This is a genomic window from Halocynthiibacter styelae, from assembly GCF_016123485.1.
GTDB lineage: Bacteria > Pseudomonadota > Alphaproteobacteria > Rhodobacterales > Rhodobacteraceae > Halocynthiibacter > Halocynthiibacter styelae.
Window position 1 is genome coordinate 223,757 of sequence record NZ_JADCKQ010000004.1, and the last position, 18,481, is coordinate 242,237.

General features: G+C 55.4%; 20 protein-coding genes and 2 tRNA genes. 12 read left to right on the forward strand and 10 right to left on the reverse strand.

Annotated features, from left to right (window positions below; all coding sequences use genetic code 11):
• Positions 1–102 precede the first annotated feature (102 nt).
• From H1D41_RS07325 to H1D41_RS18400, 6 genes are all read right to left on the reverse strand, one after another.
• Positions 103–957, reverse strand: a complete 855-nt coding sequence (locus H1D41_RS07325; RefSeq protein ID WP_228848274.1) for a BKACE family enzyme — start codon at positions 955–957, stop codon at positions 103–105.
• Between the two features lie 44 nt (positions 958–1,001).
• Positions 1,002–2,177, reverse strand: coding sequence for a CaiB/BaiF CoA transferase family protein (locus tag H1D41_RS07330; protein ID WP_228848275.1), 1,176 nt, complete (start codon positions 2,175–2,177; stop codon positions 1,002–1,004).
• Between the two features lie 10 nt (positions 2,178–2,187).
• Complete coding sequence (locus tag H1D41_RS07335) at positions 2,188–3,354, reverse strand: serine hydrolase domain-containing protein (protein ID WP_228848276.1); 1,167 nt, start codon at positions 3,352–3,354, stop codon at positions 2,188–2,190.
• A 62-nt stretch (positions 3,355–3,416) separates the two neighbouring features.
• Complete coding sequence (locus H1D41_RS07340; RefSeq protein WP_228848277.1) at positions 3,417–4,463, reverse strand: DUF2332 domain-containing protein; 1,047 nt, start codon at positions 4,461–4,463, stop codon at positions 3,417–3,419.
• On the reverse strand, positions 4,460–5,140 hold the full coding sequence (gene pth, locus H1D41_RS07345) for an aminoacyl-tRNA hydrolase (protein WP_228848278.1): 681 nt from the start codon (positions 5,138–5,140) through the stop codon (positions 4,460–4,462). The genes H1D41_RS07340 and pth overlap by 4 nt, the downstream gene beginning before the upstream one ends.
• A gap of 264 nt (positions 5,141–5,404) precedes the next feature.
• Positions 5,405–6,358 carry an isopenicillin N synthase family dioxygenase gene (locus tag H1D41_RS18400; protein WP_324250269.1) on the reverse strand — a complete coding sequence of 318 codons (954 nt, stop codon included), beginning with the start codon at positions 6,356–6,358 and terminating at the stop codon, positions 5,405–5,407.
• Positions 6,359–6,507: 149 nt separating this feature from the next.
• Between H1D41_RS18400 and H1D41_RS07355 the strand changes: the two genes are divergently transcribed.
• Positions 6,508–7,077 carry a hypothetical protein gene (locus H1D41_RS07355; RefSeq protein ID WP_228848279.1) on the forward strand — a complete coding sequence of 190 codons (570 nt, stop codon included), beginning with the start codon at positions 6,508–6,510 and terminating at the stop codon, positions 7,075–7,077.
• Positions 7,078–7,205: 128 nt separating this feature from the next.
• Positions 7,206–7,526: an antibiotic biosynthesis monooxygenase family protein gene (locus H1D41_RS07360; protein ID WP_228848280.1), complete on the forward strand. Its 321-nt coding sequence runs from the start codon at positions 7,206–7,208 to the stop codon at positions 7,524–7,526.
• A 54-nt stretch (positions 7,527–7,580) separates the two neighbouring features.
• Here H1D41_RS07360 and H1D41_RS07365 read toward each other — a convergent pair whose 3' ends face one another.
• From H1D41_RS07365 to H1D41_RS07375, 3 genes are all read right to left on the reverse strand, one after another.
• A complete protein-coding gene (locus H1D41_RS07365; RefSeq protein WP_228848281.1) occupies positions 7,581–7,979 on the reverse strand; it encodes an imm11 family protein in 399 nt (132 codons plus the stop codon).
• Between the two features lie 36 nt (positions 7,980–8,015).
• Positions 8,016–8,273 carry a hypothetical protein gene (locus H1D41_RS07370; RefSeq protein ID WP_228848282.1) on the reverse strand — a complete coding sequence of 86 codons (258 nt, stop codon included), beginning with the start codon at positions 8,271–8,273 and terminating at the stop codon, positions 8,016–8,018.
• A 217-nt stretch (positions 8,274–8,490) separates the two neighbouring features.
• Positions 8,491–9,123 (reverse strand): 50S ribosomal protein L25/general stress protein Ctc, encoded by a 633-nt coding sequence (locus tag H1D41_RS07375; RefSeq protein ID WP_228848283.1) that lies wholly within the window; start codon positions 9,121–9,123, stop codon positions 8,491–8,493.
• Positions 9,124–9,383: 260 nt separating this feature from the next.
• Between H1D41_RS07375 and H1D41_RS07380 the strand changes: the two genes are divergently transcribed.
• From H1D41_RS07380 to H1D41_RS07395, 4 genes are all read left to right on the forward strand, one after another.
• Positions 9,384–10,250 carry a PhzF family phenazine biosynthesis protein gene (locus H1D41_RS07380; RefSeq protein WP_228848284.1) on the forward strand — a complete coding sequence of 289 codons (867 nt, stop codon included), beginning with the start codon at positions 9,384–9,386 and terminating at the stop codon, positions 10,248–10,250.
• A 154-nt stretch (positions 10,251–10,404) separates the two neighbouring features.
• Entirely contained in the window at positions 10,405–10,797 is a 393-nt protein-coding gene (locus H1D41_RS07385) for an MAPEG family protein (RefSeq protein ID WP_228848285.1), read from the forward strand.
• Between the two features lie 104 nt (positions 10,798–10,901).
• Positions 10,902–10,976 (forward strand) — tRNA-Gly (locus H1D41_RS07390).
• Positions 10,977–11,021: 45 nt separating this feature from the next.
• Positions 11,022–11,096 (forward strand) — tRNA-Gly (locus H1D41_RS07395).
• Positions 11,097–11,133: 37 nt separating this feature from the next.
• Here the strand turns inward: H1D41_RS07395 and H1D41_RS07400 are convergent.
• Positions 11,134–12,030 (reverse strand): LysR family transcriptional regulator, encoded by an 897-nt coding sequence (locus tag H1D41_RS07400; protein ID WP_228848286.1) that lies wholly within the window; start codon positions 12,028–12,030, stop codon positions 11,134–11,136.
• Positions 12,031–12,171: 141 nt separating this feature from the next.
• On the opposite strand from H1D41_RS07400, the gene H1D41_RS07405 reads away from it, so the two are divergent.
• The 6 genes from H1D41_RS07405 (at position 12,172) to H1D41_RS07430 (ending at position 18,476) form a co-directional block, all read left to right on the forward strand.
• Entirely contained in the window at positions 12,172–13,188 is a 1,017-nt protein-coding gene (locus H1D41_RS07405) for a TRAP transporter substrate-binding protein (protein ID WP_228848287.1), read from the forward strand.
• A 69-nt stretch (positions 13,189–13,257) separates the two neighbouring features.
• Positions 13,258–13,869, forward strand: a complete 612-nt coding sequence (locus H1D41_RS07410; RefSeq protein ID WP_228848288.1) for a TRAP transporter small permease — start codon at positions 13,258–13,260, stop codon at positions 13,867–13,869.
• Positions 13,866–15,146 carry a TRAP transporter large permease gene (locus tag H1D41_RS07415; protein ID WP_228848289.1) on the forward strand — a complete coding sequence of 427 codons (1,281 nt, stop codon included), beginning with the start codon at positions 13,866–13,868 and terminating at the stop codon, positions 15,144–15,146. The genes H1D41_RS07410 and H1D41_RS07415 overlap by 4 nt, the downstream gene beginning before the upstream one ends.
• A 24-nt stretch (positions 15,147–15,170) precedes the next feature.
• A complete protein-coding gene (gene speB, locus H1D41_RS07420; RefSeq protein WP_228848290.1) occupies positions 15,171–16,136 on the forward strand; it encodes an agmatinase in 966 nt (321 codons plus the stop codon).
• 223 nt (positions 16,137–16,359) lie between these two features.
• On the forward strand, positions 16,360–17,295 hold the full coding sequence (locus H1D41_RS07425) for an acyltransferase family protein (RefSeq protein ID WP_228848291.1): 936 nt from the start codon (positions 16,360–16,362) through the stop codon (positions 17,293–17,295).
• A 173-nt stretch (positions 17,296–17,468) separates the two neighbouring features.
• The gene (locus H1D41_RS07430; RefSeq protein ID WP_228848292.1) at positions 17,469–18,476 is read left to right on the forward strand and encodes a lysylphosphatidylglycerol synthase transmembrane domain-containing protein; all 1,008 of its coding nucleotides are present in this window, start codon (positions 17,469–17,471) and stop codon (positions 18,474–18,476) included.
• Positions 18,477–18,481: the final 5 nt, after the last annotated feature.

An 18,481-nucleotide genomic window follows, 5' to 3' on the forward strand; every position in this document is an offset into this window, starting at 1 on the left:
TTATGATACTCGGTAGTCTTGCCGTTCTGCTTGCTCTTTCATTCATGTTCTGAACGCACAAGGCCGGGAATGCCCCGGCCCTGCGTAAGGTTCACCTGTCCATCAGCCCGCCGGGCGCAGGCCCAGGATTTCGCGGGTCTGGGCGGGGGTTGCCACAGGGCGCTCATATTTCTCACAGAGATCTGCTGCACGTTTGATCAGCGCAGCGTTGCTTGGGGCAAGTGTCTGCTTATCAAGACGAATGTTATCCTCAAGGCCTGCACGGGTATGGCCACCTGCGGCAATCGCCCATTCATTCACAAGGACCTGACCCGGGCCGACACCAGCTGCACACCAGGGTGCGCCAGGAGCGCGGGTTTCCATAGTGTGGCGATAGAAATCAAACACTTCCTTATCGACCGGCATGGCGTTTTTTACGCCCATCACGAACTGCACATAAAGCGTGCCAAACAGATTGCCTGCCTCGTGGTGACGGATGGCCTGTAGGATGTGGGACAGATCGAAGGCCTCAATTTCTGGCGTGATCTCATATTTCTGCATCTCGGACGACAGCCAGGTGATCAGATCCGGGGCGTTTTCATAAACACGGGTCGGAAAGTTGTTGGACCCAACAGACAAAGACGCCATATCAGGGCGCAAAGGCAACATGCCGCCACGGTCTTTGCCCGCACCAGAACGGCCACCGGTTGAGAATTGGATCACAACACCCGGGCAGTGTTTTTCAAGGCCCTCTTTCAGGCGCGCAAAACGTTCCGGATCAGAACTTGGGGTGCCATCTTCATTGCGCACATGGGCGTGAATGATAGATGCGCCCGCTTCAACCGCCGCCTGGCTGCTTTCAACCTGTTCCGTCACGGTGATCGGCACAGCGGGGTTGTCAGCCTGGGTCGGGACAGACCCCGTAATCGCGCAGCACAGAATGCAGGGTTTGCCTGCGTGTTGATTTGCCTCTGACATGGGAACCCCTCGGTAAAATTGTTTCCCCAGCGTCATACCGTTGATCAGGGGGCAGCTTCAAGCACCTTCCCGGTGATCAGTGTTTCAATCTCAGCAGTAGAAAACCCCCAGTCCCCCAGTGCATGCGGGGCGTTTTTATTCGCCGTCACCGGTGGGGATGAGATCACACCCGGCGTTTCACTGAACCTTGGGGCGGGGGCAGGCTGGATGACATCATCAAGTGTTTCAAACAAGTTGCGGGCCTGGTTGTGTGGGGCACAGGCCGCTTCCGGCACAGAAAGCACTGGCGTCACGCAACCATCTGTGTCCTGAAACAGATCAACCCAATGCTGACGCGGCTGGCCTGCAAAGATGCCGGACAGCTTCGCGACACAGATCGCTTCATTCTCCGCCGTCGGGCGGGTCAGGTCGGGATCCGTCAGCAGATCAAGCCGTTCCAGCAGAACCTTGCGAAACGCGCCTTCAATCGCGCCGACAACCACATATTCTCCATCGGCGCAAATATAGGTCCGGTAAAAGTGCCGCCCGCCATCCAGCGGATTATTCCCGGCGCTGTAATCATGCTGCCCCATGGCATTCAGGCCGGAAAGAAGCGCAAAAAGGCTGGCAGATCCATCAACAATCGCCGCATCCACAACCTGCCCTGCCCCGCCTGCACGGGCCTGCATCACAGCCGCCAAAAGGCCCAGAACCATGAACATCGCCCCACCGCCCATGTCGCCCACCAGCGGCGGGATGCCCTGTGTGGCGGCACCATCGCGATTGAACAGCGACAAGGCACCAGACAGACCCAGATAGTTCATATCGTGCCCCGCCATTTGCGCCATAGGGCCACTCTGTCCCCAGCCTGTCATACGGACATAGGCGAGTTTCGGGTTGGCTTGCAGACAGACATCAGGCCCAAGGCCCAGCTTTTCCATCGTGCCGGGGCGATAAGCTTCGATCACAGCATCGGCCTCAGATATCAGACGCAGAACCGTGGAGCGGCCCTCTTCTGATTTCAGATCCAGCCGGATCAGATCACGGGACCGGTTACAGACCGATGCCGCATCCATAGCAGACAGATCCAGCCCATCCGCAAGTGCCGGATACCCACCCGGGCGGTCAATACGGATGATCTGCGCACCCAGGTCCGCCAGCAGCATCGCCCCATAAGGCGCGGGGCCGATCCCTGCGAATTCAACGATTTTCAGGTGGGTTAGCGGGCCTTGTCGTTTCATGATCTGTGCCTCAGTCCAGAGAAGCCGTAATTTCACGGAAAATCGCAACGTTCTGTTCCGCCACGCCGTCCTGCCGGAACTTCCGATCCGCGGCATTCGTGGCGATCACAACGTCTTTTGCAGTGTTGATATAGATGTACTGCCCATAGACGCCCCGCGCCATGTATTCACCTGGCTGTGCCCCCACGGGCACCCACCACTGGAAACCATAACCGATTTCACCCGGCGCAGTCGGGGCCGAAGGTGCGGTCGATGCCGCAATCCATTCCGCAGGCACAATCTGTTCACCCTTCCAGCTACCGCCATTCGCAAACATCAGACCAAAGCGCGCATAATCCCGCGTTGGCATGTTGAGACCACCCAGAACGAAGCTCGTCCCATCCCCATCCGTTAGATAATACGGCGTGCTTTGGAAGCCCAGCGGCGCGATGATCTTCTCGCTTAACAGATCCGGGATCTCACGCCCGCTCGCCCCACGGATGACCATGCCGATCACATGGGTATCAATCGAAACATATTGCCAGATCTCGCCCGGTGAATGTTCCTGAACTTCCAGACCAGCCGCAAAATCATCAAGCGACCCGCCCAGCGCGATCTCGCGGCCCATTTTGTTAATATCAGAGAAAAACGCAAGGTAGTCTTCATCAAACTGCACACCCGACGCCATGTTCAGGACATTGCGGATCGTCGCCCCTTCATAGGCTGTGCCAGCCAGCGTTGGCACATATTGCGTCACCGGCACATCAAGATCCGGAATTGTGCCATCATGATGCAGGATGCCAATCAACGCAGAAAGAAAGCTTTTCGCCACGGACCAGGAAACGCGCATATCATCGGAACTTGTGCCCAGGAAATAGGCTTCTGACCGGATTTCCCCGCCCTTCATCACCAGAAGGGCTGTGACACTGCGTTCCTCAATCCATGGTGCGACAGAAGGCGGAAGAACCATATCAGCCCCGACAGGCAGGTCTGACACCGACCCATCACCACGCGCAACATCACGCGCCAGAAAAGCCGCATCCATATGGCTAAAATTCTGTACGATCCGGTCCTCGCTAAACAAGGTCAGCACTGCGTTCAGCCGCACCAGTTCCTCGCGTTTCCAGATGCCCAGAACCACCGTAATGACAGCCAGAACAAGGATAATCTTCAGGATCATTTTCAGAATACGTTTCATAGTGTCTCTCCCCTCAAGGGATGAGAACATGTCAGAGAGACGCTGGCAATTCTGACGCGGGGTCAGCTTTGTTCAGGCGCCCAGCGGATCCAGCGACCGTGGAAATCAATCCGTCCCAGAGGCACTTCAACCTCCCCCGGCCAGAACGTCAGAGTCAGCGCCGCCCCCTGCCCGGCCGGACCTGACAGATCATCCGCCTCCATGGACAGACGTGCAAGTGGGGTGTCCGCCGTCGCACCCGCGTTGCGCATCGCCGTCAGGCAGCGGTCTTTTGTATCCTGCGGGAAATATTGCCAGGCGACGGTGTGATAAACCAGATGCAACCGGCCCGGCGTGAGATCGGTCAGTTTCCCTTCCAGCCAGGCGCTTGCATCCCCGGCATCCACCCGGGTTTCAGCCGCCGACATGGCCGCACGGGTGCGCTCCATCCGGTCAGGCTGATCCGCCCAGAGGAACGCCATCAGGCGCAGGGCATCATCCGGATCAGAAGGGTCCAGCGGGTTCAGGTCAACACCCTGACGTGCGATCACTGTCGGTGCTTTACGGGGAAGAGCATCACCGTCCCAATCCGGCATCAGCGTCAGAGCGGGGTCCGCAGCCCCCACCTGCCCGCCCGGATGCTGCAGCGCATATTGATCCCAATGCAGGTTCAGCCCGCCGCTTGCGCCCAACTCGTAGGTTTCAACCGGCAACCCAAAACGCGCCTGCAGATAATGTCCGGCGGCGATCATCACGGCTGAACGGCGCACTTCATTGGTTTGCGGCGCGGTATTGATCCACTCATTCAGGAAATCTTCATGGGCCTGCAATGCCACCTGGATCGCGCTTTGTAATTGCTCATCTGACAGGGCTGCTGCCGGTGGGTAAACCGATGTCAATCCCCTATCCTTCCCCAGCAGAACAAGCGCGTGCAGCCCCCCGAGTACCCGCAAAGGCAATGACGCGCCGCCGGGGCCGATATCATCAGCCTCCCAGGACAAGAGACGGTCCGCAAGTGATGTACCCGGCGTGAAGCTTTCCGCCAGAACCTCCAGCACCCGCGCCGTAAAGGGTGACCCCAGTGACCGGTTGCTCTTGCTCTGGGCCAGGAAAGCCTCGCACAGCTTCATGAAAATTTATCCATAAGCTTTTGCAACGGATTGCGTGTGTCTTCCTCAACGGACCCGGGCTGCGCCGTAGCACCCTGTGGTGGTTTGGCTTTGGGTTCTTTCTTCATCGGCGGCTTCATACGAAGACCCACGGCGTTCATGAATTTCGCATTGTCGCCCTCAGCCAGATGCGCCGCGCCGTCTGAGCAGCCGCGCAGCAGATCATCCAACCAGACCTCATCCGCTTTGGCAAAATCATGCAGTACATACCCAGAGACACGGTCTTTATGTCCAGGATGCCCGATGCCCATACGAACACGACGATAGGCTTCAGTAATATGCTGATGCATGGAGCGCAGCCCATTGTGCCCCGCATGTCCGCCACCCTGTTTGACCTTCAGCTTGCCCGGTGCAAGATCCAGTTCATCGTGAAACACCGTCACATCCTCAGCCGTCAGCTTGTAAAAGCGCATGGCTTCCCCCACGGACTGCCCCGACAGGTTCATAAAGGTTTCAGGCTTCAGCAGAATCACCTTTTCACGGCCCAGACGCCCTTCGGACACCTGCCCCTGAAACTTACTGCGCCAGGGGGCAAACCCGTGATCTGACGCGATCTCATCCAGCGCCATAAACCCGATATTATGACGATTGCGGGCGTATTTCATGCCGGGGTTACCAAGGCCAACAAACAGCTGCATTGCATTCTCCTGTGTTGGCCCTGGTTCTATGCGGTTCACGCAGATTTGTCACGTGGCACAGGCACGATCTGGCTGAGCCCTGGGGAAACTGCGGCTCATAAGGAAAAAACCAATATTCCGGTTTTCCGGTTTTCCGGTTTTCCGGTTTTCCGGTTTTCCGGTTTTCCGGTTTTCCGGTTTTCCGGTTTTCCGGTTTTCCGGTTTTCCGGTGAAACCTGTCAGCAGAACGCGATCAGTCAAGCCCCATCCCACAATATAAACAGATCACATATGTATCGTCCCCAGCTCCGGCGTATCTTCATCCGCTGTCTCATCAGGCCAGTTCGTGCGCCATGTTTCTGCGGACCAATGGCCCGTATGAACCTCCGGACGACTGAACCCTTCACGTGCCTCAACAAGTGGCTTCACCACCACATCATGACGCGGCACCATGAAGAAGGGGAAGGAAATGCGATCTTTGCCAGACCGGTTGATCACCCGATGCGGGGTCGACACCAGCTGCCCACCGGACCAAAGCTCCAGCATATCACCGATATTGACTACGAAACCTCCCCCAGGGCAGGAAACTTCGTGCCAGCCGCCGCCTTTGCTGATCACCTCAAGTCCACCCACAGGGTCAGGTGAAATGATCGTCAGCGCGTCTGTGTCTTTATGGGGGTGAATACCAAAACCCTTTTCATCCGGGGCCTGGGGCGGGTAGTGCAGCATTGTCATATTGGTCATGGGCTTTTCAAACAGGGTAGTGATTGCACCAGAAGCCAACCCCAGGCTTTCCTCAATCGCCCCCAGCAGCGCTCCGCTGACTCGGTCAAGTTCAGCCCAGTATTGCAACGTCAGCTCGCGCAGGCGCGGCAGCTCCTCCGGCCAAAGGTTCGGGCCATACAGCGGGCAGTCCGCAACCACAGGATCATCCGGGGCACATTCCCAATGCAGTTTAAACCCCTCATAGTTATCGGCCTTGCCCGTACCATCATTCGCAGTGAACAGTCCAAAGGGGATAAACCCGCGGTAGTTATCCCGCGTGATGGCACCCGTGAATTTACGCTCCTCCGGCAGGTCAAACAACGCTCGGATTTCTTCACGCAGCGCAGGCGCAAGATCGGGATCCACGCCCGTGCCGCTGATCGACAAAAAGCCGATCTCACGGCAGGCGCGACCGATGTCGGCAACACATTCCGCGCGCCCGTCACCAGAAAACAGCGGGGCAATATCAATTATTGGGACCTAATCCATGGGGGTTCCTCCTCTTTCCCTCACGCTCGCGCATGGGCAAAATCCCGCCCTTCCGTTTGCGCCAGTAAAAGGTCGCATTTGTGTGAATTTACCTTTCCGCCGCGACAGGGTATCAGGCCGGAAAGGAGATTGCCGTGAAACATCTTATCCTGTTGATCAAACTGTCACTGCTGATGCTTGTCACCGCCTGTGGCGTGCAACCAGGCAGCAAGGACCCTGCTGATTTTGAGGCAGAGATCACAGCTCTGACGCAGGAAATCCTGGCAATGGATGCTTCGGTTGATCCACAGGAAGCCGCGCGGGCAGCACGTATCTCTGTGGAATATCCGCTTCAGTTGCGTCGCGACTGGAATGTGACGGATCCCGCCATCATCCACAACACAAAGGTAAATGCAGGCCTGCGTGACATGGGGTTGTGTTATCAATGGGCAGACGCGCTTCAGGCCCGCCTGGCGCAAGAGAACTTCCAGACTCTGATCATGCATCGTGCGATTGCCAATGCGGATAATATCCGCCTGGAGCACAGCACCGTCATCCTGGGTGCCCAAGGTGAAACTCTGCAGGAAGGTATCATCCTGGATCCCTGGCGCTATGGCGGCACGCTGTTTTGGGCGCCCCTATTGGAAGACACACGTTACGAGTGGATCGACCGGCAGGAGGTGTTTGAATATAAGCGCCTGAACGGTCGCCTTCCCGGGGCCTGAACAGGGGCCTGAATATTCGTCGCAGACAGGCTTTAGCGCGTGACATTCCCCCGACTGCAGTGCAGATTGCGCCCGAAACAGCCAGCGATATGCCAGCGAATTTCGTGAAACATACGAAAGGACGCGACATGAGCTATATCGCAATGAACCGCTTTAAAATCCGCGAAGGTGCGGAAGCTGAGTTTGAAAATATCTGGAAAAGCCGCGAAGGCCGCCTGAAGGAAATGCAGGGCTTCCGTGAATTCCGTCTGCTTAAAGGCCCTGAGGGCGAGGATCACACGCTCTATTCCAGCCACGTCATCTGGGACAGCAAAGAAGACTTTGAAGCCTGGACGAAGTCCCAACAATTCCGCGACGCCCATAAAAACGCAGGCAAACGCGAAGGTGTCTCCCCGATCATGGGGCATCCGCAGTTTGAAGGTTTTGAAACGGTTCTGAGCGAGAGCTGATAGAACACCAGATAAGTCTGGCATCTGCTGTAAACGTCAGATGCCAGGCCACAGTCAGATTTCCGACCATCTCGTATCAAAATTGACAAAACTAATCCCGGCATCCTGCATGGCCTGCATCAGTACGTCTGACACAAAAATCTGTGCGCCCGGCTGAAACCGGAAATCGATCCAGGCATTCAGCCCGTCAATCACAGATTTCTTCAGTTTCAGGCGCTCAGGCCCTTTTGCGCCAGTAAAGGTCCACCTATGCTGCCCATCCACCGGCCCGGCAACGGTTTTCATCCCCTCAGATGTTTCGTCAATCGCATCCACAAGCCGATGCACGCCCCAGATGTAATATGTGCCATAAGGCGTGTCGTCTTTGTTCAGGATCTCAACCGGGAAAAACTGCCAGCCGTCCTTGTCGCTTTGATGCGCTTCAATCAGCGATTTCAGACGCGGGCTGACCATTTGCGCTTTGCAATAATCATTGCGCCCCCCGGGAAATCAAGGAACAAAATCCGGCAGTTCATCCACATCATACAGGCGCAGTTTTTGCGGCAGAAATTCTGCCCTCCAGGGGCGTTCAGCACTGCGAAAGGCCACCAGACAACCATCTCTGGTTTCTTCGAGTGCCGCAATCTTCTGCGAATGCAGCCAATCCCTGCCCGCATCGATCCGCGCATCATCCGCCGGATCACAGATCTGCAGCAGCACCTTATGCACAAATTTCGGGTCATGCGTGGTGCTCAAGTTAACAGCCATAATTTTGGTCTTTCTCGCTCAAGGGCACGGGCCCTATTTTTCCAGAATCTCCCTATCCACAGAATGCGCGATCTTCAGATGCCACCCGCAGATCACTTTACCAACTACATATATAAAATAACCAATTCGGCGCCAGCATAACCGCCCATGGTCCACAGACAACAAAAAACGCGGCACCCATTGGTACCGCGTTTTCTTATTCAGGGATGTGCGAAGATTACTCTTCTGCAGCTGCTTCTTCACCCGCTTCTTCGTCAGCTTCGTTCTCGGAAGAACGCAGGCCGGAAGGTGCTGAGATGTTTGCAACAACAAAGTCACGATCGATGGTTGGCTTGGCGCCAGCAGGCAGATCAACAGAAGAAATGTTGATGGTGTCGCCAACATCCAGACCGGTCATGTCGACAACCAGTTTCTCAGGGATATCACCAGCAGTTACCAGCAGCTCAACTTCGTTACGAACAACAGTCAGAACGCCGCCTTTTTTGATGCCAGGTGCTTCTTCTTCGTTCACAAATTCAACTGGGATATACAGTTTAACTTTGGAAGTCCGGCGCAGGCGCATCAGGTCAAGGTGTGTTGGCAGATCTTTTACAACGTCACGCTGTACGTTACGGCAGATCACACGAACGTCTTCCTGGCCTTCAACTTTCAGGTTGAAAAGCGTGGAAAGGAAGCGACCTTGCTTCAGGCGCTTCAGCAGGTCGTTGAACGGTACGTTGATCGCAACAGGGTCGGAACCGCCGCCGTATACAACACCAGGTACCAGGCCATCGCGACGTGCCTGACGAGCGGCGCCCTTGCCTGTCCCCGTACGTTCCGTGGCGATAAGATCAGGAATCTGTCCAGCCATTTGATATTCTCCAATATATATAAGGGTGGGACTCCTCCAAGGCTGTAGCCCCACGTGAAGTCGCGCGTATAGACGGATTCCTGTGAATAGGAAAGCGCTTTCTGAACCGGTGAATAAATCTGCCAATCTGATGTGATCCGCAGATAGAAGCACTCAGATAATATCACGAATATTGATGTAATTGAGTTAAAATATTCATTTCCGTTATTAAATGCGATCACCATATGCTTGATACACCATTTCACCAAAGGGGAAAACAAATGACTGACTTTACTGCGACCGCAACAAACCCGGGCCGGATTGCCGCCTTTGCGCATGAAGATCAGGGGGGAAATCCTGCCGGGGTGGCCCTGGGGGATGCTTTGCCCACCCCGTCAGAAATGCAGCGGATCGCCGCAGAGCTTGGCTATTCCGAAACAGCATTTGCCGCACCTCAGGGCGCGCGCTGGACTGTGCGCTACTATTCACCCGAAGATGAAGTGCCCTTCTGTGGGCATGCAACCGTTGCCCTTGGTGCGGTGCTGGGGGAAAACTGCGGTGCCGGGGAATATCAGCTGGACCTTGCACAGACGCAGATTTCAGTCATGGCGCAACCGTCAGAAAACGGCTGGCAAGCCACGCTGCAATCCCCGGGCACCTGGTCTGAACCCCTGGCGGATACCCTGTTGACGGATTTGCTTGCGCTCTTTGGTCTGAGCACAGCAGATCTTGATCCTCAACTGCCCCCACGTCTTGGGTTTGCCGGAAACCGGCACGCGATCCTTACGCTGAACTCACGCGCGAAGCTGGCACAGATGGCCTATGATTTTGATGCGGGCAAGGCACTGATGGAACGTGAGAACCTGATCACCATTAGCCTGCTTTATGTGGAAACCCCGGATCTGATCCACGCCCGCAACGCATTTGCCATTGGCGGCGTGGTGGAAGACCCGGCAACCGGTGCCGCCGCTGCGGCCCTGGCCGGGGCGCTTGTGGATCTGAACTGGCCCGGGCTTGAGGGTGGCGGCAGTTTCACCATCCGTCAGGGCGAAGACATGGGCCAGCCCTCTCTGCTGCATATAGAAGTGACAGGAAAACCGGGTGACAGCGTTCGGGTCAGTGGCACTGCACGTCAGATCGACCAATAGCCCACAAAAGTTGTCTGATGGGGGCGCACAGGGATCCTGACCTGACGTAGTCCTCATCAGGCTTTCAAATCCCGGGACCCCGGCAGCATATACCTTGCGTATATGTCTCTGCTGTGGTCCCTTTCTTATTATATGTAATGCAACAGGACAGACCATGATCATCCCAACCGTCACCCCGCTTTATGCAGGCATTCTCGCCCTGTTTCTTGTCTACCTCAGCTTTCAGGTCATTTTCCGCCGTCAGAGCGCGAAAGTTTCCCTGGGCGATGGCGATGACAGCCTGCTGAGCAAACGCATCCGCGTGCATGCGAACTTCGTCGAATACGCACCGATCGGACTGATCCTGCTTCTGATGGCGGAACTGCAGGGCGCGCCGCTCTGGGTCTGTCACATCCTGGGAATCATGCTGCTTGCCGGGCGGGTCATGCACGCAAAGGGCCTGGCCGCCGATCCCCAAATCGTCCCGCTGCGCAAAAACGGCATGATCCTGACCTTCGCAATGCTGACCTTCGCTGCAATTGCCAATATTGCCCACGCGATCTTCTGATTGCACGGTATTCAGACAGCGTTTTGCAAAAAATCTGCCCTTTTCCTGCATTTTCCACTTGCAGGCCCGGGGCAGGTTCACTAGATCAGGCCCATCGAAAGGATGCGGGTGTAGCTCAGGGGTAGAGCGTTACCTTGCCAAGGTAAATGTCGAGAGTTCGAATCTCTTCACCCGCTCCATCGTTCACTTACCCGGTGTATGATGGCTGACTTTTGATAACGGATGCGGGTGTAGCTCAGGGGTAGAGCGTTACCTTGCCAAGGTAAATGTCGAGAGTTCGAATCTCTTCACCCGCTCCAAAACTTCTTCAAGATATAAAATATGAAGCAGACAGCATCATTGCCTCCTGCCCTGCGTCAGCTCCAGAATATCCTCAACAAACAGCTCAACCGCCCTGCGCTGCACCTGTGACCGCCGGGTCGCAAGGCTGAACGTGGAACACCAGCGCAAGCCCGGATGATCCAGTTCCCGGAACTGATCCTGCGCCAGCCATCGCTGGGCAAAGTGAACCGGCAAAGCCCCCAGGTAGTGACCGCTTTCAATCAGCATCGCCATGGCTTCCATATTGGCAACCGTCGCGCGGGGTTCCGGTGCACCCAGATCCGCCGGCACCATTATATCGTAGGACCGCTGGCACAGCGGATAGCGCGCGATGCGATCCAACCCCACACCCTGGTTCGCCACCTCAAACAATGGATGCGCCACACCGCAGTAAAGACGGTGATCTTCCTCACAAAGTGTTGTGTAACTCAGGTCCGCCACCTGATTGCGAAACGGGGCAATCGCCACGCTTAAATCACCGGAAATCAAATCCTGCGTCAGCTGGGTCGGTGAGGCCACGACAATTTCAAGCTGCACTTCATTGGGGCGCGACAGAAACTTCTTCAGGGTTTTCACAATCGGCAGGTTCGGCAGACTGCTGACAGCATCCACAACACCAATACGCAAAACGCCCGTGACCGCGTTGCGAAGCTCCAGCAGTTCTGCATCAAAATCTCGTGCAGATCGCAGAATATCGCGGGCTTTTTCATAGGCAACTTCACCGCGTTCTGTCAGGCGAAATCCTCCGCGGCCCCGTTCGCACACCCGATAGCCCAGCGCTGTTTCCAGATCACGGATCCGGATACTGATTGCAGATTGTGTGATCCCAAGGGCAAATTGCGCGTCAGAAAACCCGCCGCATTCAACAACTGATACAAACGTCTCCAGCAGAGTATTTCTCAACAGTTTCAAAGGGGCACCTCCTGCTTCAGTATTCTCGCTTCATTACATGAAAAATTTTTATGTGAATGTAAACATATTCATATTTTTTAATGTAACGCCCTCTGCTGTCCTGTTCAGGAACGAATCTGAATGAAATGGGGAGGAAACCAAATGACATTCAATCTGAAACACCTCAAATCCACCGCTGCGGCAGCCCTGCTTGCGCTGGCACCGGCTTCTGCATTTGCCGAAGACTGGAAATTCGCGATCGAAGAGATCCCGGGTTCCATCATGGATGCCTATGCGCAGGAATTTAAGTCCCGTATCGAAGCCGCCACCAATGGCGACGTCACCGTGACGGTTTACCCGATGGGCACACTTGGCACACCTACCGAAACCGTTGAACAAGCCGCTGACGGCATCATCAACTTCACCAACGTATCTATCGGCAACCTCGGCACGATTGTTCCGGAAAGCCAGGTTTTCCTGCTGCCATACCTGCTGCCGTCGGATCCTGCTGCGATCTCCGATATTCTGTCCGGTTCTGAAACCATTTATGGTGAGCTGAACAACGACTTCCGCCAGCGTGGCCTGGAAGTTATGACCATGTATTCTGAGGGCCCACAGGTCTGGACAACAAACCGCGAAATCCGTTCCCCGGAAGATTTTGAGAACTTCAAAATGCGCGTGATGGTATCCCCGATCCTGGTGGAAACTTATAACAACATGGGTGCAAGCCCCACGCCACTGCCATTTGGCGAAGTCTTCGGCGCGCTGCAGCTGGGTGCGATTGACGGTCAGGTCAACCCGATCCCGACCATCGAGGAAATGAAGTTCTACGAAGTAACCTCTCACCTGATCTGGGCTGGCGAGCAAGAGCTTGTGACAACAGTTGTGGCCGGTTCCGACTGGTTTGAAACTCTGTCTGCGGATCGTCAGGAACTTGTGCGTTCCACCATGGCGGATATGACTGCTTTCATTGACGGCGTTGTGACCGACTTCAACCAGGCACGTCTGGACACCATCCGCGAGGCCAAACCGGACATCAGCCTTGTAGTTCTGACAGAAGAAGAGCGTGACGTCTTCCGCGCCCGTTCTGGCGACACTGCGGCAGCCTATGTGGACACCGCAGGTGACCGTGGTCAGCAACTGCTTGACGCGCTCAACGCCGAACTCGCAACCAACTGATCCCGAAACAGTCCCGCGCGCACTTCTCTCTCCCTCCTGCGCGCGGGACATGCCAAAAGGTAAAAACCAATGCAAAAGCCTGAAGCCGTGCCCTTTGGCTTCCTGGGTAAGATTGACGCCGCCATCGGCCGTGTTGAAATCTGGATCCTGAGCTGGGGCGTTATCCTGATGGCTGTGAACACAATCGCCAATGTCTTTGGCCGCTATGTGTTCAACCAGTCCATCTATTTTTCCGAAGAACTGAACGAGTTTCTGATTATCCTGGTGACTTTCATGGGCCTTGGCTATGCCACCCGCAAAGGCATTCACATCCGTATGTCTGCAATCTATGACGCGCTTCCGCCGAAAATCCGTAAGGGTCTGATGGTTGTGATCGCTGCCGTGACATCCGTGATGATGGCAACACTTGCCTGGTATGCATTTGAATATGTTCAGAAAGTCGCAAGCCGTGGCCGGATCACCCCTGCCCTGCAACTGCCGCTTTATCTCACTTATGTCTGGGTCGTGGTCGGGCTTGTCCTGGCATCCTTCCAGTACCTGCTGACCGCCCTTCGCAACCTGAACTTCTCCGAGGAAGAGATCTATGTCTCATACCTCGAAGTCGACAGTTATGAGGACCCAGAAACAGCTGCTGCGATCCGCCGCCATGAAGAAAATTCAAGCGAGGAGACCGCAAAATGACCGAATTTATGCTGATTGTCATGGTCGTGCTGCTTCTGTGTGGCTTCCCCATGAAAATGCCGCTGATCTCTGCGGCGGTTCTGGGTTTTCTGGTCTACTTCCCAGACCTGAGCCTGCAGATCCTGATCCAGCAGATGATCGGGGGGGTAAAACCCGCAGCACTTATCGCTGTGCCGATGTTTATCCTGGCGGCTGACATCATCACTCGGGGGCATTCCGCAAACCGCCTGATTGACGTGGTCATGAGCTTCATGGGCCACATCAAAGGTGGCCTTGCGATTTCCGTGACCTCCGCCTGTGCGCTGTTTGGTGCGGTCTGCGGATCAACCCAGGCCACTGTGGTTGCCGTGGGCGGTGCCATGCGTCCGCGCATGCTGAAATCCGGCTATAGCGACAGTTTCACCATCGGCCTGATCGTGAACGCCGCAGACCTTGCTTATCTGATCCCGCCGTCGATCGGCATGATCATCTATGGCGTGGTGTCTGGCACCTCGATTTCCCAGCTGTTCATCGCGGGGATCGTGCCCGGCCTGCTGATCGTTGTGCTGTTTTCCATGTACTGCATGTATTACGCATACCGTCACGACATCCCGGTTCTGCCGCGCGAAGGCTGGAGCGAGCGTTTCACAGCCATGCGCCGTGCGCTCTGGCCCATGGGTTTCCCGGCGATCATCGTCGGCGGGATCTATGGCGGGGTCTTCTCTCCGACCGAAGCAGCTGCGATCTGCGTACTTTATGCGGCGATCTTAGAGGTCGTGATCTTCCGCTCCATCAGGCTCCGCGATCTCTTTGATATCGCGCTGTCCACTGGCGCAATCACATCGGTGGTCTTCATCCTGATCGCGGCTGGTGCGGCCTTCAGCTGGACCCTCAGCTTTGCCCAGGTGCCACAGCAGATCATCGCATCTCTTGGTCTGAATGACGCAAGCCCGCTGATGGTGCTGCTGGCCATTAACATCGCCTTCTTTGTGGGCTGTATGTTTGTGGATAGCATCGTCGTGATCCTGATCCTTGTGCCAATCTTTGCGCCCATGATCAAAGCCGCTGGCCTTGATCCGGTGCTGGTTGGTGTTCTGATAACGCTGCAGGTGGCCATTGGTGCGGCGACCCCGCCGTTTGGCTGCAACCTCTTCACAGCAATCGCTGTGTTCCGACGTCCCTTTGTCGAGGTTGTCAAAGGGGTTCCCCCCTTCCTGTTCATCCTTCTGGTCGTCACCGGTCTGCTGGTGATCTTCCCTCAAATCGCCCTGTTCCTGCCGGAACTGGCCTATCGTTAACTATAAGAAGAAACGGAAACAATTATGTCATCACATGGTTATGAAGCGGGTCGCCTGAACCTGCCATTCGTCGGCATTGCGACCTTCGGCAAAAAGCCTTACGTGGAAAACTGGGACAAGATCGACGCGGATGTGGCGATCCTGGGCGCGCCGTTTGATTTCGGCTGTCAGTTCCGCTCTGGTGCGCGCTTTGGTCCGCGCGCCGTGCGCGAAGCCTCTACCTTGTTCAGCTTCGGTCACGCCGGCGCCTATGATCACGAAGACGATGCGACGTACCTCGATGAAAGCGTGCGCATCGTCGATATTGGCGATGCGGACATCATCCACACCAAGACTGAGGAATCGCACGCGAATATCAAATATGGCGTGAAGAAGATCCTGGATGCAGGCGCAATCCCTGTGACCATCGGCGGCGATCATTCGATCAACATCCCCTGCATCAACGCCTATAAGGAAGACTGCGCGGAAAAAGGTCCGATCCACGTGATCCAGATCGACGCGCATCTTGATTTCGTCGATGAACGTCACGGTGTTACGGATGGTCACGGCAACCCAATGCGCCGCGCGATTGAGAAAGATTACGTGTCCGGCATGACCCAGCTGGGAATCCGCAACGTGTCTTCCACCGCGAAGGAAGGCTATGAGGACGCGCGCGAACGTGGCTCTGATATTCTGTCTGTGCGTCAGGTGCGCAAACTTGGCACCCAGGCGGTTCTGGATCGCATCCCGGCAGGATCACGCTACTATGTCACCATCGACATCGACGCCTTCTGCCCCTCCATCGCGCCAGGTACGGGGACCCCAAGCCACGGTGGTTTCCAATATTACGACGTGCTGGAAATCGTCCAGGGCCTGACCAAACGCGGCGACGTGGTTGGTATTGACCTGGTTGAGGTTGCCCCGGCCTATGACCCAGCAGAAAGCACCCAGATTCTGGCAGCACAGCTTCTGCTGAACTTCATCGGCTTTATCTTCCACAACAAGAAATAAGTCCTCTGCCCCCGAAGTATCATCTTCGGGGGCAATCTTTATGCGCAAACCGTAAAACATCCTGCCTTTTGCCCAGAGGCCAGTTCCCCGATACAAATGTCCCTGCCAACTTCGCCTGCCTGACGCATGGTTTTTTGTTCGCAAATCGGTTGACCTGTCGCGTCTCGCAAACCAGACTCGACCCTGAGGTGTATTCAACAAAAACACATAAAGGTCAGAGCAATTGAAACCTAGAAATAACCAGTTGGACGCCAGGCGCGGCGCACTGATCCTTTTGGTTGTCTGGGGACATCTGCTTGAAAATCGCGGAATCGAGCAGAGCTTGTATTTCGCTATCTATACCTTCCACATTTCGGCCTTTGCGATGATCAGCGGCATGGTCGCAAGCCCACAGATAGGCATTCAGGGTCTGCGCCGGCTGTGTCACAGAATTCTATTGCCATTGCTCGCCTTCCAGATCCTCTATTCTCTGGCTCTTACCTACTTCATGCCAGATCGGGCGATCTCCATAACGACACCAGCGTTGATTATCTGGTTTCTATTCAGCCTGCTCACCTGGAAACTCCTTTTGCCTCTGGTCAAACGGATTCCTTACGCAATCCCTTTGAGCATTATCGCGGCGCTGCTTGTGGGCTATGTCGACTGGATCGAACTGGAGTTCAGCCTTTCCAGAACTTTCGTTTTCTTTCCAGCATTTTTATTTGGTCACTATTACAGCACCATGATCACTTCACTCGCGGCCCGATATCGCCTGACTTTCGGTACCGCTTTCGTGGTTCTTTTTTCCCTGGCGGTTGGGATATCAGCTCATATAGACACCGCTTTACTCTGGGGGGCACATCCTTATTCAACTTTCCCGGACGAAGCACTGCCCATAGCGTCCCGCGCCCTGATCATCTTTACCGGGATCGCCATGTCAGTATTTTTCTTCGCTATTGTTCCCGTACAATCTGACAAACTGACCCATCTCGGACGAAGAACAATGCCAGTCTATCTTTTGCATGGGTTCCCGGTTTTACTGTTCTGGACCATCGATACCCGGGGATACAGCGGCGTCGCCTTCAGTGTACTGACAGCTACTCTGGCTATCATACTCGCATTGCTGCTTTCGAACGTCAGCGTGGCAAAACTTCAAACCCGAATGACCGGCAAAGGCTAGAAGGCACCGAACACGCTTCAAATGTCGTCTGTATGAGCTTTAAAAACTTTAAACTTCCCCTTGTGGAGCCTTTAAAGATTTGAAAGTTTCGCCCTGTGTTTTGTACCCAGTTCCTTCATTTTCGTTTTATACCCTGAAATAAAAAAGCCGCATTCACAGGTTACCTTGCAGAAATGACACCAAGCACCCCTGATACATCCCCTGTTCTGACAGCCCTGCCCCCCCGTCGGCGCTGGCGTGAGGTTTTGCTTGCACCTGCCCTTTTCCTGGCGGTGGCCTTTGGCTTGATCAGCCTTGCAATGGCGACGGGATGGGAAGAAACGCTGACACAGATCGCAAAGCTCGGCTGGCTGCAAATCCTTGTTCTGTTTGCGCTTTCCCTGGTGAACTATCTGTTACGTGGCTTGCGCTGGCATATCTTTGCGCGCCGTATGAACCTGCGCGTGAGCATTCTACAAAGCCTGCGCCACTTCCTTGGGGGCTTTGCCATGTCGGTTACCCCGGGCCGTCTTGGCGAATTGATCCGTTTGCGCTGGATTGCGCGTGAATGCGGCGGCCGCCCCGAACGCAGCGCCCCACTTGTCCTGATCGATCGCGCCTCTGATCTTGCAGCAATGGCGATTATCCTTGCTCTCAGCCTCAGCCAGTCCATGGGCGGCCATACAATTGCGGCACCGGTCGCCGCAATCGCATTGCTGTTGGCTATTGTTGTCACCCGCCCTAAGCTATTGACCGGATTGATTAAAGCCACCTGGAAGCTCATTGGCCGCAAACCCAGGTTCTTCGCAAGACTGCGCAGCATGGCCCGGTCTCTCAGCCTGTTCACCAGTGCTGCAGTACTGCTTCCGACATTGTCCCTGGGGCTGCTCGGGTGGATTGCTGAAGGCTACGCATTCTGGCTGCTTCTGGATTGGTTTGGAGCAAATGTTCCTTTCTGGAAAGCCGTAGGGATCTTCACACTGGCGACGCTGGCCGGTGGTCTGACCGGTGCGCCCGGCGGCGTTGGTGGTGCCGAAGCCGCCATGATCGCGCTGTTATCTCTCGAAGGGTTCGGCCCCGGGCTTTCTGTACCGGCAACAATCATCATCCGCGTCACAACCCTTTGGTTTGCAATTATAATCGGACTTCTGATCTTTCCCCTGGCGGAAAAGAAATCCAGAAAGACCCAGTTGAACTCATGAACGGA